This window comes from Acinetobacter sp. AM (genome assembly GCF_003105055.1).
Lineage (GTDB): Bacteria > Pseudomonadota > Gammaproteobacteria > Pseudomonadales > Moraxellaceae > Acinetobacter > Acinetobacter tibetensis.
The window spans coordinates 46,074-65,598 of sequence record NZ_QETG01000001.1 but is presented as its reverse complement, the minus strand read 5'-3'; the positions used below and the strand labels follow the sequence as shown (position 1 = coordinate 65,598).

Here is a 19,525-nt window from a genome sequence, read left to right as displayed (position 1 = left end):
GCGTTACCAGTTACATTAAAGCGGATAATTAATTTTTTAGAGCAAATGCTCTAAATAGTCAAGTCACTTACTGTGTTAGTTTTCTAACCCATTGAATATATGGTTACTTTAGGATGTCTCACTCCAAAACGGTGAAAACCAAAGAACGCATTTTGCAATTAAGTTTGCAGTTGTTTAATGAACGTGGTGAACGCTCGGTCACGACCAATCATATTGCTGCTGAATTGGGTATGAGTCCCGGCAATTTGTATTACCACTTTCGCAATAAAAATGAAATTATTAAAGAGTTGATGGAGCAGTACCAGAAAGAAACGTTGGAAATGCTCGCGCTACCCGATGACCGTGCTTTGGATGTGAATGACAAAATTAGTTATTTTCAAGTCTTAAGCAACCAGTTGTGGGCTTATCGATTTTTGCATCGTGATGTTTATCATTTGGTTGAAAATAATGAAGATTTTCGCAAAATGTATCCACGTTTTGCGGGACAAGTCATGCAACAAGGTCAGAAAATTTATCAGGCTTTTGTGGATGCGGGCTTAATGCAAATGACGTCTTCAGAAATTGAAGCCTTGGTCATTAATTTGTGGATTGTACTGACCAACTGGACCAACTTCTTATATATGTCGGGACACATCAGTGACTCTAACCATCTGGAAGAAAAGTGGGTATGGCAAGCCTTACGTCAAATGGTGTTCCTTGAAGGGGCCTATTTACGTGGTGAAAGCCGTGAGACCTATGAGCGATTACTGGAAAGTTTTGGTCCTTCTGAGTTATTTGCCAGTCTCTCACATGTGAAAAACAATTGAAGCTGAAACCAGCTATTTAGTCAGCGTGTAAAACGCGCTAGAATACTCGGCTTATTTAAATTAGGTGTAATAAGAACCAACATGAACATGACAACTGCCAACACAGCACGCTTACTGATTACTTGTGAAGATAAGCCAGGGATCGTGCAGGCTGTATCGAGCTTTTTGTATCATCAGGGAGCAAATATTACCGCACTTGATCAATACGCAACGGAAGCTTCGGGCGGGCGTTATTTCATGCGTGTTGAGTTTGAATTAGACCATTTGCAAACACGCAAAGAAAGCTTGATCCAAACTTTTGCGGTAAACGTTGCCGAGCGCTACGCCATGCAATGGCGTTTGACCTTGGTCAGCGACGTGAAAAAAGTGGGTATTTTAGTCTCTAAAGTCGATCACGCTTTACTTGAGCTGTTATGGCGTCATGCGCGTGGCGGTTTACCATGTGAAATCACGAAGGTAGTTTCCAATCATCCTGATTTACGTGAAGCAGTAGAGAACTTCGGTATTCCGTTTGAAGTGGTTCCAGTGACCAAAGAAAACAAACGTGAAGCCTATGCAAAAATTGATGAATTGATGCAAGGCAATGATTTGCTTGTTTTAGCGCGTTATATGCAAATTCTGGATGAAGAGTTTGTGAAGCACTGGGAAATGAAAATCATCAATATTCACCATTCGTTCTTACCTGCTTTTGTCGGGGCAAATCCATACAAACAAGCACATGAGAAAGGCGTGAAGTTGATTGGCGCTACGGCTCACTATGTGACTGCTGATTTAGACCAAGGTCCAATTATTGAGCAGGATGTTGAGCGTGTGAACCACGACTTTACCGTTGAGCAATTGCGTGAATTGGGGCAGGACGTTGAACGTAATGTTTTGGCACGTGCAGTAAAGTGGCATTTAGAAGACCGCATTATTGTCGATGGCAATAAAACAGTTGTTTTCCAATAACTATTTTTAGCCTATGCGAAAAAGGACCAGTTTTTTAACGGTCCTTTTTTTATTTTGATTCAAAAAACTCATTAAAACAGTGAAATTAATAGTTGCAAATGAAAACACTTCTCATTTATTATTGCGATACTTTAATTGTACTAACCGATGAGCTTGATTGTTAAATCCACGATTAAACTGTCGTGAGCAGTCGCTTCTTTTAGGTCTTAGATTCTAATGAGTCAACTTTCTACCCCCTCTATGCAAGCTCCTAATCCGATGAAAAAGAAAATCATCTCAGCCTTAATTGCAGTTGCCATTGGGCATGTTGGGGTATTGTGGGCGGTCAGCCAAATGAAAGCGCCTGAACTCCCTAAAGTGGAAAAAGAGCCATTAAAAGTACGATTTGTCAAAATTCAAGAACAACCAAAGCCTTTACCGCCAAAGCCGAAAGCTGAACCGAAAAAAGAACAACCTAAGCCAAAGGAAGTAAAAGAGGTCAAAGTGGTGGAAAAACCTCAGCCACAACCTCCGAAGAAGGTGGAAAAAGTTCAACAAGTTAAAAAAGCAGAAACCGTCAAACCTGTTACACAACCTACAGTACAGCCGCAGAGACCAGCCGTGGTGAGTACTCCAGCGGTTGAAACCAGAGTAGTCAGTAGACCTGCACCAGTAGCAGCACCTGAACCAGAAAAAGTAGCCCCAACGCCAACCACCCAAAGTGTTTCCATTGGGAGTGAGGGTGTGCAATGGAGTCGTAAACCTAAACCAAGTTATACTAATAACGATTTGAAAGGTGCAGCGCGCTCTGTCACGGTTTTGATAGATGCGGATGAGAAGGGTAAAGTTATTAATGTTCGGATAACCAAATCGACAGGTATTCCTGCTTTAGATGAAAAGATTTTACGCGCAGTGCGTAATGCAAAATTAAAACCGTACAAGGAAAATGGTATTGCTTACCCGTCTCGAGCAGTACAATCATTTGACTTGACATTGAATCCTAACGGCTAACTATTTCAGGAGTTCGAGTATGAACTTTTCAGTTTATTGGCAACATGCGGATGCGGTGAGTAAAACCCTGTATTTCGTATTATTGGCAATGTCTATCGCAACATGGACGATTTTTATTTTACGTCTGATGGGCACACGCCAACTTAAACAACAAGCACATGCTCAACTTGCAGCAGCACTCACTAAGCTGAAAGCGAAATTGGCACCGCTAAGTTTTGAACAGCGTAAAGCAGTTGCAGAACAAGCGCTATTGCGTCAAATTTCTGTAGAAAAAGCCAATGCAGAAAAAGGTGTATCGGTTTTAGGTACCATTGCTTCGATTGGTCCTTTTGTCGGTCTATTTGGTACGGTTTGGGGTATTTTCCATGCTCTGGTTGCTGTTGGTAAAAGTGGTCAAGCAGGTTTAGCTCAAGTGGCAACCCCTGTAGGTGAAGCACTGATCATGACGGGTTTAGGTTTGGCAGTTGCGATTCCTGCGGTATTGGCGTACAACATTTGTGTACGTGCCAACCGTACTTTGTCAAATGAACTGCAAGATCAAGCACACAGCTTATTGATTGACACCATGTTGCAGCAAGAAACAACAACGCAAAAAGTTGAAGTGAAAGCAGCACAACAAGGTTTAGTTGGAGGTCAAGCTTAATGGCTTTTCAATTGGGTGAAGACAACGATTCGGGCATGAATGAGATGAACCTCATTCCGCTCATCGATATTATGTTGGTATTGATGATCATCTTCTTGGTGACTGCAACCGTTGCCAACCCATCAATTCCATTAACCTTACCAAAAACCACTGCGGATATTGTTGATCCACCACCTGAAGCAATTACAGTCAGTATTAATGCCAATGGTGAAGTGGCGTGGAATGACCAAATCATTAGTTTAGATGAGTTGCAGACTCGTTTTAATGAGGCGGGTCAAGCCGCACAGAAGCCAACCGTACAGTTACGTGCCGATAAAGAATCACGTTATGATACTGTTGCACAAGTGATGTCACGCGCGAGTGAAGCCGGACTCAGTGATATTGCTTTTGTCAGTGAAAATTAAGCATCCATGATGCGAAAAAAGCGACCATAGCGGTCGCTTTTTTATTGCTGATTTATTCAGTTTTCAGCAGTGCTTGGAACTTACTGTGCAGTTTTAAAAGTTTCGGTGGAATGGCAAAATTACAGTAACCTTGAGTCGGATTCCGAGCAAAGTAATTTTGATGATACTCTTCGGCTGGATAAAACGGCGGTGCAGGCGTCACTTCCGTGACAATATTGATGCCTTGGGCTTTTAATTCTTGAATAATCTGTTCCGCAGCTTGCTGCTGTTCTGGGTTGAAGTAATAAATCACTGAGCGATATTGTGTACCAATATCATTGCCTTGGCGGTTTAACGTCGTTGGGTCATGCGTTGCAAAAAATACTTCAAGCAATTGTGAATATTGAATTTGACTTTCATCAAAATCAATCAGGATGACTTCGGCATGTCCTGTATTGCCTCGGCAGATGTCTTCATAACTCGGATTTTCAGTTGTGCCACCTGCATAACCACTGACCACTCGAGTCACGCCTTTTAATTGAAGAAATACTGCTTCGACACACCAAAAGCAGCCACCACCCAATAATGCTTGTTGCATGAATTTTTTCCTTTTCTGAATATACGTGACCACGATAAGCGAATTTTGTGGCACACAGATGTAATGTTGGTTATACAAATGAAAAAGGTCTGTAATACAGACCCTTATCTTAAAATTTTAACGCGGTTGTTTTGCTCTGGTAAATTCAACCAATAGGTTGCCATTGCGATCCAGTAATTTCAGGGTGTTGTTATACACTTGATAGTTGGTGACGTTGGCTAGTGCAGTGTTAAATTGATTCGGCAAGGTATTATCAATACACGCCATTTTAGTAGATGCCATTTGTGAAAGTACCAAGGTATTGCCCGTGGCTTGATAAGTTCCCATCAAACGGTTACACCCATCGGCGCCTGAAACACGCTTTGTTGCTTCATCAAACTGTAGTGCAGGAATATTATGGGCACTTGGATTGATTTTAATGTTTTGAGCTCCAATTTGAGTCGCAATCCACGTGCGGTTTTGAAGCATTTGTAAATTATTGACCTCGGCAGCAGAAGAGCTTGGCGTGGACTGACAGCCAGCAAAAAGCAATGCAGAGCCGAGTAGGGCAACACTTAAGGTTTTTTTTAACATGTTGTAATTCCAATTTTTTTAACTTTATTTTTTATTTTATAAACAAAGCAGATTCAAATTTCTAGTTGATTATCGTATTTCTTCTTGTGAAGGCAGAAGAACCTATTGGGTTGGTAGTCCTTGACGCATGGTACTGGAATAGTCTTGGATTGAAGCTAAAGATTGAACCTTGGGATTGACGTGTGCCTGACGATACCATTCATGCATACTGTAATGGTGTGAAATTGCATTCAAGTCGTAGAGATAGTTAGGCAAATAGCCTGACGCCAACAGGCGGTAATCTACAGGCAGCGGTTTTTGTGTGACGGCTTGAATCATGTCAAATACTAGCGTGGTGCAGTTACTGCTGAGCGTATTATACCATTTGGGTTGTTGTGCCAATTCACTGGCTTTATTTAGATACTCGAGAAATAAGGCTTGGCTTTGTGCTTTTGACATCTTGATCGGAAAAAAATAGACCTGTTCATGCCGAATATTGCTACGGGTGTAAATGATGTCAGTTTCATTGGAAGCAACTAAATTCAGTTCATACTTACGGAAAAAGCCGCCAATTGCGGAAAATTCTTCGCCTTTTTCCTTGCGAATTTCGATGGAAAAGGTGAGTGGGGCGGCATTGGCAAAATCAAAACTGACCAAAGTATGGGCAATCTGTGGGCCTGTCCAATAGGAGGTAATAATATTAACCCCTGTAATTTGATTCAAATCTAAAACTCGCGTTTGCCATGCAGCGCTATAACTGCCATCGGCATGCCAGTGAAAGTCTCGAACATTGTGCAAAGTGACCTCATGGTCTCTTATTTCATAACTGAGCAGTCGTGAGACTTCAGGGTTCCAATCACGATCTTGTCGAGCTTCTAAGCCAAAGTACCAACCCAGTGCTAAAACAAAGCCGAACATATACAGCAAAATATCTTTATTGCGACTGATGAGATGCTGACTAAAATAAATGCCTAAGATACTGAGAGAAAAGCAAGCCCACGCTAAAATGAGGGCATAGGTCACAACAGCATGAATAGGCTGCTGAATCCAGAGCGCGAGGCACAGCCAAATTGAAGATAACAGTACAAACAGACTGAAAATACAGTGGATCAACCATTGCAGCGTTTTGAACAACAATGTACCTGATCCTTTTTGCTGCATACTCAGCCACTCATTTTTGAATAGTTATTTGGTATAGGTTGCAAACTCAAACACGATCCCAGTATTTTCATCTCGTTGTTTTTCTGAGCTTACTTTTTTAAATTCAGTTGGAATTTCAGGATAATATGCATCACCTTGTACATCAAGTTCAACATGGGTCAATTCTAGACGGTCTACAATAGTCATGGTTTGCTTAAAAATTTCGCCACCACCGATAATAAAGATGCTTTCAGGCTTTTCTGAGGCTTGTACATCCGCTACCGCGTGTGTGAGTGCTTCCTCAATACTATAGGCTACTTTAGTGCCTTCAAAAGACCAGTTTGGATCGCGGGTAATGACCCAATTGACACGCTTTGGTAAGGTCCGTCCCATCGACTCTAGGGTTTTACGCCCCATCACCACCACACCACCTTGCGTGATGGCTTTAAAATGCTTGAGATCGGCTGGAATATGCCAAGGCAAATCATTCCCTTTACCAATACAACGTTGCTGATCCATTGCTACAACATGTACAACTTCTAAATTCTGGAATGCCATGAATTACTTACCTGACGAATGATGCTTTGAAAAAAGATGCTTCCACAGTGAGGGAAGCATTGACCTTAAGACTTATACCGCTACAGGGGCTTTAATGCCTGGGTGTGACTCATAGCCGACAATTTCAATATCTTCAAATTCGAAATCGAAGATATCTTGAATCTCAGGGTTTAGTTTTAATTGACACAGGCCTAAAGGTTCACGGCTCAGTTGTAGTTTGGCTTGTTCAAAATGGTTGGTATAGAGATGCGTATCGCCACCTGTCCAAACAAAATCACCCACACCTAAACCACACACTTGCGCCACCATATGCGTCAGTAAGGCATAGCTGGCAATGTTAAATGGCACGCCTAAGAACACGTCGGCACTACGTTGATATAACTGGCAAGATAATTTGCCATCTTGGACAAAGAACTGGAACAGAGTATGACATGGCGGTAAGGCCACTTGCCCTGCTTCTTGTGGATTCCAACCCGACACAATTAAGCGGCGTGAATTTGGATTGGTTTTAATTTCATTGATCAACCATGAAATTTGGTCAAAACCATCTCGCGCATACAGTCCATTTTCGAGTTTGGTTGCACCAAAGTTTCGCCATTGATGGCCATAGACGGGACCGAGTTCACCTTCAGGGCGACCGAAACGAGCCGTTTGTTCTGCGGTTGCCCATTCATCCCAAATGCTGACTTTATTGTCTTGTAGATACTTTACGTTGGTGTCGCCTTTAAGGAACCACAACAGTTCAATCACAATTGAACGGAAATGAACTTTCTTGGTGGTCAGTAAAGGGAAGCCTTGATTTAGGTCAAAACGCATTTGATGACCAAATACCGAGCGCGTACCAGTACCAGTACGATCGCCTTTATCACCGCCGTGATCGAGGATGTGTTGTAGCAGGTCTAAATACGTTTTCATAAAATTCTCAAACAAAAAATGGAGGATAAGTTCCTAGAGGTTTGTACTTATCCATCCAGAGTCAAATCTAATTTCTAGGGTCGATTATACCCAAAATATGATAGAAACGATAAAAATGTAGAGCAAACGACGAATCATATAGTTTTGAGGTTTGGTTGAAATTTAATCAAAAAGATAATGAGAATCTATTGCGGAAACACCGTAAAAATAAGCAATTAGCAACGCTTTGTTTACATATTTATATTTTTTTACATTTTACGCCTGAAAAATTAAATTTCACGGGCTACTATCAGCGCTCGAAGATTTGTGTGTCTGATGTAAGAAGTTAGAGGTTTAAAGATGATTTATGATGTTAATACGGGTATGAGTGATGTTCATGCTCCTGCCGAAACACAGATCATTATTCGTTCCAATGCGCAACAAAGACCTGATAACAAACGCAAGAACACAGAGCGTAGTCGTAATTATACTTCGAACAATGCACAGCGTATTGATATTGATAAATTTACCCAGAAACTCAGTGGTATTACGCGTCGTACCAGTACCCAGAAATGTGCTAAAAGCATTCGTCTTGCGCTGCAGTCTGCTGGTGCAAATGTACAAAGCCATCCAGTTGCTGCCGCAGATTGGGGCAATACGCTAGAACGACTCGGGTACCGTCGTATTAGTCCATCCTTTGACCAGCCTAAAAAAGGTGATATCTATATTATTGACCGTACTAAAGGTCATACTTATGGGCATATTGCAGGTTATTCAGGTTCAGGTTGGGTCTCTGATTTTAAACAAACGGGTTATGCCGTTTATAAAAATGCCAATGTGCAATATAGTTATTACCGCTTAGATCATTAAACCAAACTGTAATGAGCAGATAAAAAGACCGTTTATTTAATACAGATAAACGGTCTTTTTATGTAAAGGATATGCGATCCAATATTCGTGAGTAACGCTAAGTATGGCGTTTGGCACGCTTGGTATAAATTGAAACCAAAAACAATCCAAGCGCATGAAAGCCAACACATTGTAACCACAGCACCCATTTATGCTGTTCTGGTAATACGTAGCCCAAGCTTAACAGTGCAAACAGTTGGAAAATATAAATTCCATTGCGAAGCGTGATTCGATAAGGATGGGAAGTTGCTAATTTGAGATACTGTGTAAACAGGACATGAATCAGTATTCCCGACAATAGACTTAATCCTACCCAGAGTGGTGCAAGTTCAGCAATGCTGGAGCAGAAATAAATGGCACTACACACCACAATGCTGCTGAGCAATTTGATTTCACGGCTACAGCGTTCTGAATACCAAAATTCGAGCATCAGTGGGTTTAATCCTGCTGATGTTGATTGAGCAGGGATAGCGGCGAAAACAGACAGATGGACAATGCCATAAAGCCAATACCTTGCGCGCCAGGAATGAGAATGTCCCCTGATTTAAGATGCATAAAGATCAGTGCTAAAAGCAGTGCCAATGGAATCCAAGTGAATAAACGATACAGGAGCCCAGTAGGATGAGCACTAGCGAAGTGGATTTTGCAATAACGACAGATCAGAAACACAATCCCTGTTCCCATGAACATTAAAATTGCGTCGAGTGTTAAGGGTTGCATCCAATATAGCCCCGCGGTTACTAAGCCAATCAGAACAAATAGTGCCAGTTTTTTGAATACAGCGATTTTGGGATCAAACCAGAATTCGAGCATAGATTTTAAGAAGGAGGTAGCAAGAGAATTTAAACTTTAGCACATGCTAGAGCACGACGCACGGATCGTACTCTAGGGTAAAGAAGTACAGAATTAATTATTTTTAAGGGGGCCCCAATCGTAGACTTTTTTCTGGTAAGCATACCAGAGCATCCAGATACCAATCAGAATCATCGGAATAGTTAAGAATTGCCCTTTACTCATCCATGCAATAAACAATTGACCATTGTCAGGTTCGCGGAAGAACTCGACCACAAAGCGCGCAATCCCATAACCAATCAGGAACAGTGCAGATATTGCCATACGAGGGCGTGGTTTAGAGCTGAACCACCACAGGACAATAAACAGAATCAGCCCTTCACATAGTGCTTGGTAAAGCTGAGAGGGATGGCGAACCAGTTGCAAAGGGTCAGTCGGAAAAATCATTCCCAAAGCAAAGTTAGGGTCAGAGACAGGGCGACCATACAGTTCACCGCCAATGAAGTTACCAATACGACCAAACATCAAGCCTGTTGGGACACACGGTGCAATAAAGTCTAAGGTCTGGAACCATGTCATTTGGTACTTTTTACACCAAAGTAACATGGCAATCATTACCCCAAGAAAACCACCGTGGAAACTCATTCCGCCAGTCCAGACTTGGAATAACCACAATGGATTGGCAAGAAATTGTTCAAAGCCATAAAAGAACACATAACCAACACGACCACCAATCACTACCCCAAGCGCGCCGTAAAAAATCAGATCGGAGACCATGTCTGAAGTCCAGCCCGTTCTGAGTTTGGCACGATACGTGGCGAGTCCCCATGCAAAAAGGAAAGCCAATAAGTACATCAGTCCATACCAATGGACTTGTAAGGGGCCCAATGAGATCGCAATCGGGTCAATATTTGGATAGGTGAGCATTCCTGTTCCTAGTCATTATGTTTTGTAGAGATTTTAGCGGAATACAATGAAAAATGTTGTACATTCAATGTGTAAAGATATAGAGCAAAAGTTATGTGTATTGTGGCACTCGCATGGCATATTTTAGAGCAAACGCCGTTATGCCTAATTTCAAACCGAGATGAGTTCTATCATCGTCCTACACAAGCCTTGTTTCAATGGTCAGATCGTCCCGTCATCGCAGGCAAAGATCTGCAATCGGGTGGGACTTGGATGGGCGTAACACCAACAGGTCGTTGGGCCATTGTGACCAATTTTCGTGACGGCCGAGATCAGCAGAGTTATCCAACTTCACGTGGGCATTTGGTACAAGCATTTTTAGAATCAGATTTGGCACCGATTCGTTTCGCAAAACAGCTAGAACAGCAACAACGCAAATATGCAGGTTTTAATTTGTTTTTGGGAGATCGGGAGCAAGCGATTTATATGAGTAATCGTGGTGAAGCACCGCAAGTGCTCGCCAAAGGCGTGTATGTGGTGTCGAACGGCTTGATGACAGAGCATTGGGAAAAAACTCGGCATTTGCGTAAACGCTTTACCCAAGAATTATTGCCGATGCTACAACGTGGACAAAGTTCTGAAGCGGAGCTGCAATATGCCGTATGGGATATTCTGGAAGATGAACGTAAAATTATTCCTGAGCTTTTACCAGATACGGGTATTAGCCCTGAGATGGAGGCACTCTTGTCTTCCACCTTTATTCAGAGCCCTGCCTATGGTACCCGTTGCTCTAATTTCTTAAGAATGAGTAGTGACAGTTGGAACTGGCTGGAAAAGTCACAACAAGGCGAAGTGCAAGGGCAGATTGTGCAAGTGCAAGAGACTTTGGTTGTAAGTAATCAAACATAAAAAATGCCGACATGGAGTCGGCATTTTTTATTATTCTGGATTATGCACCTACGATGACACCGCCATCTTTACGGGTAATGACAACTGTTGCAGAGCGTGGACGTGCCGTGCTGTTGCTTGGGTTAGTTTGCGTTGCTGGCCAATGGCTGGTTGCCGCATTATAACTGTCCGAATCTTCACCTGGGTGCTGTACATTAATGAACATGGCCTTGTAATCCGGTGTCATGGCAATCCCTGTAATCTCACACTCTTTTGGTCCCACCAAGAAACGACGTAAGGTTTTATCTGTGACTTGAGCACCTGCAATGGTCGCTTGCCCATTCAGCACTGTCGTTGCTGCGCCATCTCCAATTTGTCCCGGCAGCGCTGCCAACATCATACAGTTGGTGACATCTGTGTAGGCACCATCATCGGTTTGAATCCACAGTACACCACGTGGGTCAAACCACATACCATCAGGTGAAGACAAATCATTATTATCCGTCAAGCCTGATAAGTTGATGTTGGCTGCCATAGCGGCTTCCGAACCAAACAGGTAGATGTCCCACGTGAAGGCTGTCGCTGTGGTTTTATTATCGGTTTCTTTAAAACGAATAATGTGACCATTGACGTTCCCTTTACCACCTTCTGGGTCGCTATAGTTACGTGGATTGGCTGCATCTGTTGGATAGTCAAGTCCACGCTTCGAGTTGTTGGTTAGGGTAACGTAAACTTCGCCATTTACAGGGTTGACCGTTGCCCACTCAGGGCGGTCCATTTTGGTTGCACCCACCGCATCGGCTGCAAGGCGCGCAAAAGTCACGACATCGGCTTGTGAACTAAATGGATAGATGCTGTTTGAGGTATCTAAACCATTCTTACCATAACTCAGTTCTAACCATTGACCAGAACCATCACTGTTGAATTTGGCGACATATAAAGTGCCGTTATTCATGTATTTGTCACCAGCGGTATAACCCCCGTTAACATCCTTGCTATCCCAGTTGGCAGCGGAAACAAATTTATAGATGTATTCGCCGCGTGAGTCGTCGCCCATATAGAAGGCTAAAGGTTCACCTTGTACAGCACGGCAAGCACTGTCTTCATGAGCAAAACGACCTAGAGAAGTACGCTTTACAGGGTTTTGACCACGGTCAAAAGGATCAATTTCGACCATCCAACCAAAAGTGTTCGGTCCATTACGATAGTCTGCTGTCGCCTGATCTGCCACGGCACTGGCATTCCAACGGTCATATAGATCTTGCGATTCAAGTTGTCCGAGTACAGTTTCCCAGCCATAACGTGAGCTTGAACCTGCTTTTAGACCATAACGTTTCAGTGCCACAATTTCGGCTGCACTACGGCTTGCATCATCCGTTGCACTGCGCGCAAAATAACCGATGAAGTTTTCTTCTGTGGTGAGGTAGGTGCCCCAAGGAGTATAGCCATTACCACAGTTGTTGTGCGTACCGCGGGTTTGCTTGCCCGTAGGGGAGAACTTGGTTTTGACCAAATCTGAATTTGCTGCGGTACCCGCAAAATCCATCACCGTTGATGCCGTAATACGACGGTTAAAGAGTGAGTTTTTCACAATCTCTACTTTTTGCGTAGCGCTATCTTTTTTAATATGCACAATGGATACGCCATGCGCATTGGTTTCCCGAATGACTTCGTCTTCTGGGCGGCGACCGTCGACTTTAGTGGCACCTGTAGGATGCAGGAAAGTTTGGTTGATATATTCGTGGTTCATCACCAGCAAACCTTCAGTCGACACCGTGTCATCAAATTTGCTGCTACTGTTTAAACCAAAATAGTGCATACCATCATGGCAGTCTCCAGAACGGAACTGGAAGCTTGGGCCTGAAGGAATATTGTTGTCATCCCAATCGGCATAGCTTGGATTAATCGAGTCACCAAGTGCATACAGTACAGTGGCTTGATAGCCTTCTGGTACAGTCACAATATCATCTAAGTTTTTATTCACCACAGAGAAGGTGAGTTCTGTTGGTTTTTTATTGGGATCAACAGGTTTACTTGGCGGTGTCGCATTATCGTTATCATCGTCACTACACGCAGTCAATGAGGATGCCAATGCGAGTGCGACAGCACCACTTGCAGTTTTACCAATAAGGCTGCGGCGTGTCATACGCTGTTCTAAAATGTCACTGAAGTGAGCATTATCAGAGGTATTATTATCTAGTTCCTGATCTTCATGATATGGCATCAAATCGGTCATGATTTTTCCTAATTCATCAATAAGTTATAAAGTTGTCATTAACTTAGGGAATTAATGTGACAAGATTTTTACCAAATAGTGAAAATCTGGTGAAAAAATGAAGTCATTTTGATGAAAAAAAGCAGACCGAAGTCTGCTGAGTTAAAGCGATTGCCTTTATGCAATACTTCTTTTCTTTTCAATGAGTTTGCCAAAAAACAAACCCAGCTCGAACAGGATCCACATGGGAACTGCCAGCATAATCATGGATAAGGCATCGGGTGGTGTGACGAACATGGAAACAAAGAAGCATCCAACCACAATAAAACGCCGTTTTTCCACCAATTGCTGTGTGGATACCAAGCCAATCAAAATCAGCAATAAAGTAATCACTGGAATTTCAAAGGTTAGACCAAAGACCAGAAACAGTTTTAGGCAAAAGGTGAGATAGCTATTAATGTCGGTCATGGGTGCAACCGTTTCAGGTGTCACACTCATAAAGAAATGCAAGATTGAGGGCAAAGCCACATAGTAGGCAAACGCAATCCCTGCATAGAATAAACCAATGCTACCGACCAATAAGGGCAGTGCGAGCGTTTTTTCTTTTTCATACAGCGCAGGTTTAATAAAGGCCCAGATTTGATAAAAAATAAACGGCATGGCCAGCATCAGCGCCACAAAAAAGTTCAGCTTAAAAGGTGCCATAAAGGTTGCTGTGACATCTGTCGCAATCATGGACGATGAAATGGGTAACTGCGCGCGCAATGGCTCGGACATAAGCTGATAGGTATGATTAGCAAAAGGCAGTAGGCAAAAAAATAGCACAAGCAATAAACCGACAACTTTGAACAAATGCTGTCTTAATGCAACCAGATGTTTGGTGATCGGCATTTCTTCTAGTGGTGCTTGTTCTTGCTGTAATGAACTTGGCAAGTGACTGGATTCTATAGGCATATTCATACCGCCACCTTTAATTCGGATAATTGTTCGAGACAATCCACTACAGAAGCCCCCATTTTATTCGTATAAGGCATGACCGAAGGCAATGGATGTCGATACAGCATTGAATATTTTTGCTGTGTGAGTGGAATATAAGTCAAAAATAAATTTTTATTTTCAGTAACGCTGTTTTGCTGTTGTTGTTCGATCGCGCTATGACTTTGTTGTTGTAATTCCTGCATCTGAGCCTGCATTTTAAGCTCAAGTTCTTGAATTCGTTTCATCTCATTTTGCATTTGTTCACGTAACTCAGACATGCGTAATTCGCGGTCTATGTCATTTTGAACATTGCTGATCATGCGTTTGAACTTGCCGTACCATTTACCTGCAAAACGTGCTGCTTCAGGCAGTTTGTCTGGCCCCAACACCAATAATGCAATGATGCCGAAGGTCAACAGTTCAGTCATTCCAATATTGAGCATTTGGTAAATACCTGTGGCTTATGATCGTGTCGACGTTTTAACTTCCGCGGTACTTTGATGTTCTAAAGTACGTGGTTCATTGAGTGTGGAGGTTGCCTCATCTTCTTTAACTGACTTTTTAAAGTCTTTGATGGCACCGCCGACATCTTTACCTAAGTTTTTCAGTTTAGATGTACCAAATAGTAAGATCACGACAATTGCAAAAATCAGCACATGCCAAATCGATAAACCTGCCATTTTGTTTTCCTCTTTTATATTTAGCCATATCTCAACAGTTCAACATGACAGGCGTGTGACGATAGGATTGCAATTTCAAGACAGTGGATTTTCTGGAAAAAAATCCGATGGGTGTTATGATATTTGGGTGAAATTTCAAGGAATATCGATGTGGCTTTGCTGTTGCCATTATTGGCATTTTTAACAGGTTTGCTTCTTGCCACAACACCAGTTGCTACGCAATTAAAAACAGTACTATCTAGTTTATTGGCGCGGTGTTTTATTCCTATTGTGATTATTTACAACATGGTGTTTTATCAGGCAGGTAGCCTTAGCTTGATGCTATTTAGCTTTGGCGTCGCTGTTCTATTGTTTTATTTTTTCCTCTATTTTTCAAAGAATAAATTGAATGCCTTGTGTTTTAGTTATGTCAATATGGCATGGTTAGGCTTTCCTTTTGCCATTGCGCTATTCGGCACAGAAATCAGCCCTGCCATGGTGGCGTTGTATGTCGGTGGTTCGATTTTTGGCAACCTCTGGGCAGTCACTGCCGTGAGTGATACACCTCAGCCATTCAGTACTATTCTGAAAAAAGTCGTGTATTCACCCCCAATCGTTGCTTTAAGTTTGGCTGTATTGTTTTGGTTGTTGGGTATACAGCACTGGCTACAACAGCACGGCATTGACTGGATGTATGCTGCTGCAAAGTTGGGCATGAGCTTTTCAGGCATGTGTGTGTTGGGCATGTGGCTCAGGCACACCAAAGTCCATGCAGAGGATTTATGGCAAAGTACGCAAACCGCAGCCTTGAAATTACTTTGTGGTTTAGTGTTATGTGGGTTGGCGTATCGCTTTTTGCCTATACCACATATTGAACAATCGATTGGGGTCATGTTCTTATTTTTTTGTTTACCGCCTGCGGCAAATATAGTGGCTTTAGAAACGCATTATCAGGGGACAGGAACCTCGGCAAAATATATCGCTTCGGGGACAATTGTCAGTTGTGTTGTGGTCAGTTTGTATGGCGTATTATTGCATTTTTTTATGTGAAAAGGCTCTAGCTCTCTCCCTAAAGAGAGAGCAGAAAGTCTCAGTTACTTTTCTAAACTGTGTTTAAAGCGCTGCATGGCTTGACCACGATGGCTGATTTTATTTTTTTCTTCTTTGCTCATTTCAGCACTAGAAATGCCCAGTTCAGGTAACCAGAATAATGGGTCGTACCCAAAACCATTTTCACCACGTGCTGCTTCCAACACTTCACCTTTCCAGATGCCTTGGAAAATTTGTGGAAGTGGATCTTCGGCATGCTGTACCAGTGCCAATACGCAAACGAACATGCCTTCAATGGTTTCACCATCTTTACGCAGTGGTTTTAATTTCTCTAACAGCTTTTGGTTATTGGCAGCATCATCGCCATGTTCACCCGCAAATCGTGCTGAATAAATGCCAGGTGCGCCATCTAAAACAGGGACACAAATACCTGAGTCATCGGCAATCGCGGGTTTTCCTGAAATACGACTGGCATGACGGGCTTTAATGATGGCATTTTCAACAAAGCTTAATCCGTCTTCCACGGCGTCTTCAATATTCAGTTGACCTTGCGGCACAACGTTGACTGGGAGTTGAAGTTCGGCAAAAAGTTTCTCAAATTCAGCAATTTTACCTTTGTTATTGCTGGCAAGGACTAATGTGCCTTGAGATAACCATGCATTTGCAGACATTGTATTGGTGCTCATAAATTGAAAATAAAGGTCTATATTTTAGCTGAATTAGATTGTATAAAAGCAGCATAATCCATGAAGATTAAAACCAACAGCTAACTTTGAATAAGAACAAGAGATAAATGAATATGATCCGCCCAGCCACCCATGCAGATTTAGAACAAATTGAGAGATTAATTCAACCTTATATTGCCGACTTTGCCATAAGCCGTGAAGGTGAAGAAAAATTTTCTTCAGCCACCATTTTAAAATTATTAAACACCCAACAAGTTCATTATTATGTCTATGAACAGAATGAATCAATTTTAGGCATGATTGCTTATAAAGAACCCGCCCATCTCGTACATTTTTTTGTAGATATTGCTGTACAGAAGCAGGGGATTGGTCGAAAGCTGTGGAATTATGTTATCGCTGAACTACAGGAAAATATCACCGTAATAAGCGTAAATTCAAGTTGTTATGCGCAGCCTATTTATCAAAAATTTGGCTTTGAGGCTATATCTGAGGTGATTGAAGCGCATGGTTTAAGGTTTGTGATGATGCAAAAAAACACAACTGCCTAAAATAAAAAAGCACCCGAAGGTGCTATTTAGAATCCGTGCAATCTTATTGCGCTTGAATCCATTTGTCTGCACGGTCACGTGCCAAACGAATCTGGTCTTGGGTCAGGTTTGCTGCCAAAGCGGTCTTTTTACCTTCAGACATGGTAATGACTTTATTGTCGAGCATGCCATCACGCGTTGAAAGTTCATACCACTGGTAAGCACCAATGTAGTTTTTCTTTTGCTCTTCCATCATGGCAAGATTGAAGCTGGCACGGTTGTCGCCATGGCTGGCTGCCTTTTCAAAGTATTGACGAGCCAAAGTTTCACTCTTGGCAACCCCAACACCATCGGCATACATGCGACCCACATTTAACTGCGCAGGCGATAAGCCCTGATCAGCCGCAGCTTTAAACCAAGCAAAAGCTTGACGGTCATCTTGCTTGACGTCTTTACCTGTTTGGTATTTGGCACCTAAGTAAAACTGTGCGGCAGGTTGTCCTGCTTTTGCAGCTTTGATTAAGTTACCAATATCCATGGTTGAATATTGGGCAGCTTGACTAGAAATGGGAGCAGATGGCGAAACATATTCAGCATGAGACTGAATGCTAAAAAGTCCAAAAACTAGTGTGCTTAATAATAATTTTTTCATAGCGCGCTCACTCGATAAATTGCGACTTCACCAAACAGATTTGGGATATGTTTGCTCAGTAAACTACCTTGCTGGTCCCCATTCACGGCGAGTCGATTAATTATTCGGATGTTATTTTCTGCACAAAGTGCTTCAAAATCTCGAAAAGTACATAAGTGGATATTTGGAGTATTATACCACATATACGGTAATGCTTCTGAAACTGGCATCATTCCTTTCAAAGCCAAGAAAGAACGGGTCTTCCAATGTGCAAAGTTTGGAAAAGTAATAATCGCCTGTTTCCCCACACGCACCATATCACGTAATAATACGTCAGGCGCATCTACAGCTTGCAAAGCTTGTGCCATGACCACATAGTCAAAAGACTGGTCGGCAAAGCGACTTAAACCTAAATTTAAGTCCTGCTGAATAATATTTAACCCTCGGCTGATCGCAATTGCAATCTTTTCCTGATCAATTTCTAAGCCATATGCACGAATATTGTGCTGTTTGCTCATGTGAGCTAACAATTCACCATCACCACAGCCCAAATCGAGGACTTTGGAGTTGGGGTTAATCCATGCTTCAGCGAGTTGATGATCGATACGCATTACACAGCCTCCTTAGCGTTAGATTTAAGCTGTTCTTCACCACCTAAAAATGCACGTAATGATTTTACATAAAGCGGAATTGGGAATAAGAACGAATCATGGCCTTGTTCAGCATCAATATCCAGATAGCTCACAGGTTTATGATTACTAATGAGTGCATCCACAATTTCTTGTGAGCGTTCAGGGGTAAAGCGCCAGTCCGTGGTAAACGACACCACCAAGAATTGACATTGGGTCTGAGACATCGCTTGGGTCAATGAATGTTCATATTCGCGCGACGGATCAAAATAGTCCAGTGCCTTGGTCATAATTAAATAGGTATTGGCATCAAAGTTTCGGCTGAACTGTTCACCTTGATAACGCAAATAACTTTCGACTTGGAACTCGACATCAAAGCCATACATAAATTTGCCTGACTTTAAGTCACGACCAAATTTTTGTTTCATGGCTTCTTCAGACAGGTAGGTAATATGACCAACCATACGGGCTAAAATTAAACCACGTTTCGGATAGCTGTCATGTTCTAAATAACGACCTTGATGAAAGTCGGGGTCAGACAAAATCGACTGACGTGCTACTTCGTTAAAGGCAATATTCTGTGCAGATAGCTTTGGTGCGCTGGCAATGATCACACATTTCTGTAAACGCTCAGGATAATCAACCGACCACTGTAAAGCCTGCATGCCTCCCAAAGAACCGCCGATTACCGCATACCAAGTCTGAATGCCTAAGCGATCAGACAGCATCGCTTGCGTTTTTACCCAGTCACGTACTGTCACTAAAGGAAAGTCTGGCCCGTAAGGACGATTGTCATTTTCAGGATTTGGTGAGGTTGGACCCGTCGAGCCACTACAGCCGCCAATGTTATTTAGGGCAACGACAAAGAACTTAGAGGTATCAATTGCTTTTCCAGGGCCAATACATGCATCCCACCAACCTGCTTTTTTATCATCTTCATGATGATAACCAGCAGCATGATGATGTCCCGATAAAGCGTGACAAATGAGAATGGCATTCGAGTGATCTGCGTTGAGCGTGCCGTAGGTTTCAACCATCATTTCGAAACGTGGTAAAACACGACCACATTCTAGTTCTAACGGCTCTTCGAATTGGAACTTTTGTGGGGTTACGAGACCCACTGAGTCAGCTGGAAAAGACACA

General features: G+C 42.4%; 25 protein-coding genes. 9 read left to right on the top strand and 16 right to left on the bottom strand.

The features are described from left to right. The first annotated feature begins 113 nt into the window (after nucleotides 1-113). From DCO44_RS00290 to DCO44_RS00270, 5 genes are all read left to right on the top strand, one after another. Complete coding sequence (locus DCO44_RS00290) at nucleotides 114-806, top strand: TetR/AcrR family transcriptional regulator (protein ID WP_016168259.1); 693 nt, start codon at nucleotides 114-116, stop codon at nucleotides 804-806. Nucleotides 807-887: 81 nt separating this feature from the next. Further along, entirely contained in the window at nucleotides 888-1,754 is an 867-nt protein-coding gene (purU, locus tag DCO44_RS00285; protein WP_026440903.1) for a formyltetrahydrofolate deformylase, read from the top strand. Nucleotides 1,755-1,970: 216 nt separating this feature from the next. Then, complete coding sequence (locus DCO44_RS00280) at nucleotides 1,971-2,744, top strand: energy transducer TonB (protein WP_116758644.1); 774 nt, start codon at nucleotides 1,971-1,973, stop codon at nucleotides 2,742-2,744. Nucleotides 2,745-2,763: 19 nt separating this feature from the next. Beyond that, the gene (locus tag DCO44_RS00275; protein ID WP_116758643.1) at nucleotides 2,764-3,387 is read left to right on the top strand and encodes a MotA/TolQ/ExbB proton channel family protein; all 624 of its coding nucleotides are present in this window, start codon (nucleotides 2,764-2,766) and stop codon (nucleotides 3,385-3,387) included. Continuing rightward, on the top strand, nucleotides 3,387-3,791 hold the full coding sequence (locus DCO44_RS00270) for an ExbD/TolR family protein (RefSeq protein ID WP_116758642.1): 405 nt from the start codon (nucleotides 3,387-3,389) through the stop codon (nucleotides 3,789-3,791). The genes DCO44_RS00275 and DCO44_RS00270 overlap by 1 nt, the downstream gene beginning before the upstream one ends. A 52-nt stretch (nucleotides 3,792-3,843) precedes the next feature. Here the strand turns inward: DCO44_RS00270 and msrA are convergent, their stop codons facing one another. The 5 genes from msrA to thyA all read right to left on the bottom strand — a co-directional run bounded on the left by msrA (nucleotide 3,844) and on the right by thyA (nucleotide 7,533). After that, entirely contained in the window at nucleotides 3,844-4,368 is a 525-nt protein-coding gene (msrA, locus tag DCO44_RS00265; RefSeq protein ID WP_116758641.1) for a peptide-methionine (S)-S-oxide reductase MsrA, read from the bottom strand. Nucleotides 4,369-4,485: 117 nt separating this feature from the next. Next, nucleotides 4,486-4,941, bottom strand: a complete 456-nt coding sequence (locus DCO44_RS00260; RefSeq protein WP_116758640.1) for an META domain-containing protein — start codon at nucleotides 4,939-4,941, stop codon at nucleotides 4,486-4,488. 102 nt (nucleotides 4,942-5,043) lie between these two features. Continuing rightward, entirely contained in the window at nucleotides 5,044-6,081 is a 1,038-nt protein-coding gene (locus DCO44_RS00255) for a DUF4105 domain-containing protein (protein ID WP_116758639.1), read from the bottom strand. Between the two features lie 24 nt (nucleotides 6,082-6,105). Further along, on the bottom strand, nucleotides 6,106-6,618 hold the full coding sequence (locus tag DCO44_RS00250) for a dihydrofolate reductase (RefSeq protein WP_116758638.1): 513 nt from the start codon (nucleotides 6,616-6,618) through the stop codon (nucleotides 6,106-6,108). Nucleotides 6,619-6,690: 72 nt separating this feature from the next. Then, nucleotides 6,691-7,533 (bottom strand): thymidylate synthase, encoded by an 843-nt coding sequence (gene thyA, locus DCO44_RS00245; protein ID WP_116758637.1) that lies wholly within the window; start codon nucleotides 7,531-7,533, stop codon nucleotides 6,691-6,693. Between the two features lie 339 nt (nucleotides 7,534-7,872). Between thyA and DCO44_RS00240 the strand changes: the two genes are divergently transcribed. After that, the gene (locus tag DCO44_RS00240) at nucleotides 7,873-8,382 is read left to right on the top strand and encodes a CHAP domain-containing protein (protein WP_116758636.1); all 510 of its coding nucleotides are present in this window, start codon (nucleotides 7,873-7,875) and stop codon (nucleotides 8,380-8,382) included. 97 nt (nucleotides 8,383-8,479) lie between these two features. On the opposite strand, the gene DCO44_RS00235 is transcribed toward DCO44_RS00240, so the two are convergent. From DCO44_RS00235 to lgt, 3 genes are all read right to left on the bottom strand, one after another. Then, the gene (locus DCO44_RS00235; RefSeq protein WP_116758635.1) at nucleotides 8,480-8,851 is read right to left on the bottom strand and encodes a hypothetical protein; all 372 of its coding nucleotides are present in this window, start codon (nucleotides 8,849-8,851) and stop codon (nucleotides 8,480-8,482) included. Nucleotides 8,852-8,859: 8 nt separating this feature from the next. After that, complete coding sequence (locus tag DCO44_RS00230) at nucleotides 8,860-9,234, bottom strand: hypothetical protein (RefSeq protein WP_116758634.1); 375 nt, start codon at nucleotides 9,232-9,234, stop codon at nucleotides 8,860-8,862. Nucleotides 9,235-9,327: 93 nt separating this feature from the next. Then, complete coding sequence (lgt, locus tag DCO44_RS00225) at nucleotides 9,328-10,140, bottom strand: prolipoprotein diacylglyceryl transferase (RefSeq protein ID WP_116758633.1); 813 nt, start codon at nucleotides 10,138-10,140, stop codon at nucleotides 9,328-9,330. A 93-nt stretch (nucleotides 10,141-10,233) separates the two neighbouring features. Here lgt and DCO44_RS00220 point away from each other — a divergent pair, with 93 nt between their 5' ends. Further along, nucleotides 10,234-11,028, top strand: a complete 795-nt coding sequence (locus DCO44_RS00220) for an NRDE family protein (protein ID WP_116758632.1) — start codon at nucleotides 10,234-10,236, stop codon at nucleotides 11,026-11,028. 40 nt (nucleotides 11,029-11,068) lie between these two features. Here the strand turns inward: DCO44_RS00220 and DCO44_RS00215 are convergent, their stop codons facing one another. From DCO44_RS00215 to tatA, 4 genes are all read right to left on the bottom strand, one after another. Continuing rightward, complete coding sequence (locus DCO44_RS00215) at nucleotides 11,069-13,243, bottom strand: PhoX family protein (RefSeq protein ID WP_116758631.1); 2,175 nt, start codon at nucleotides 13,241-13,243, stop codon at nucleotides 11,069-11,071. A gap of 156 nt (nucleotides 13,244-13,399) precedes the next feature. Next, nucleotides 13,400-14,176, bottom strand: a complete 777-nt coding sequence (tatC, locus tag DCO44_RS00210; protein ID WP_116758819.1) for a twin-arginine translocase subunit TatC — start codon at nucleotides 14,174-14,176, stop codon at nucleotides 13,400-13,402. A gap of 2 nt (nucleotides 14,177-14,178) precedes the next feature. Then, complete coding sequence (tatB, locus tag DCO44_RS16970) at nucleotides 14,179-14,643, bottom strand: Sec-independent protein translocase protein TatB (RefSeq protein WP_116758630.1); 465 nt, start codon at nucleotides 14,641-14,643, stop codon at nucleotides 14,179-14,181. A gap of 18 nt (nucleotides 14,644-14,661) precedes the next feature. Beyond that, nucleotides 14,662-14,880, bottom strand: a complete 219-nt coding sequence (gene tatA, locus DCO44_RS00200; RefSeq protein ID WP_116758629.1) for a Sec-independent protein translocase subunit TatA — start codon at nucleotides 14,878-14,880, stop codon at nucleotides 14,662-14,664. A gap of 150 nt (nucleotides 14,881-15,030) precedes the next feature. On the opposite strand from tatA, the gene DCO44_RS00195 reads away from it, so the two are divergent. Beyond that, nucleotides 15,031-15,909: a permease gene (locus DCO44_RS00195; protein ID WP_116758628.1), complete on the top strand. Its 879-nt coding sequence runs from the start codon at nucleotides 15,031-15,033 to the stop codon at nucleotides 15,907-15,909. A 44-nt stretch (nucleotides 15,910-15,953) separates the two neighbouring features. Here the strand turns inward: DCO44_RS00195 and rdgB are convergent, their stop codons facing one another. After that, nucleotides 15,954-16,580, bottom strand: a complete 627-nt coding sequence (gene rdgB, locus DCO44_RS00190; protein WP_116758627.1) for an RdgB/HAM1 family non-canonical purine NTP pyrophosphatase — start codon at nucleotides 16,578-16,580, stop codon at nucleotides 15,954-15,956. 122 nt (nucleotides 16,581-16,702) lie between these two features. Between rdgB and DCO44_RS00185 the strand changes: the two genes are divergently transcribed. Next, nucleotides 16,703-17,143, top strand: coding sequence for a GNAT family N-acetyltransferase (locus DCO44_RS00185; protein ID WP_322873975.1), 441 nt, complete (start codon nucleotides 16,703-16,705; stop codon nucleotides 17,141-17,143). Between the two features lie 43 nt (nucleotides 17,144-17,186). Here DCO44_RS00185 and DCO44_RS00180 read toward each other — a convergent pair whose 3' ends face one another. The 3 genes from DCO44_RS00180 to metX are packed head-to-tail and all read right to left on the bottom strand — an operon-like array spanning nucleotide 17,187 to nucleotide 19,524. Next, nucleotides 17,187-17,774: a tetratricopeptide repeat protein gene (locus DCO44_RS00180; RefSeq protein ID WP_116758626.1), complete on the bottom strand. Its 588-nt coding sequence runs from the start codon at nucleotides 17,772-17,774 to the stop codon at nucleotides 17,187-17,189. Next, nucleotides 17,771-18,364 (bottom strand): methionine biosynthesis protein MetW, encoded by a 594-nt coding sequence (metW, locus tag DCO44_RS00175; protein ID WP_116758625.1) that lies wholly within the window; start codon nucleotides 18,362-18,364, stop codon nucleotides 17,771-17,773. Before metW ends, DCO44_RS00180 begins: the two co-directional genes overlap by 4 nt. After that, nucleotides 18,364-19,524, bottom strand: coding sequence for a homoserine O-succinyltransferase MetX (gene metX / locus DCO44_RS00170; protein WP_116758624.1), 1,161 nt, complete (start codon nucleotides 19,522-19,524; stop codon nucleotides 18,364-18,366). Before metX ends, metW begins: the two co-directional genes overlap by 1 nt. Between the last annotated feature and the right edge of the window lies 1 nt (nucleotide 19,525).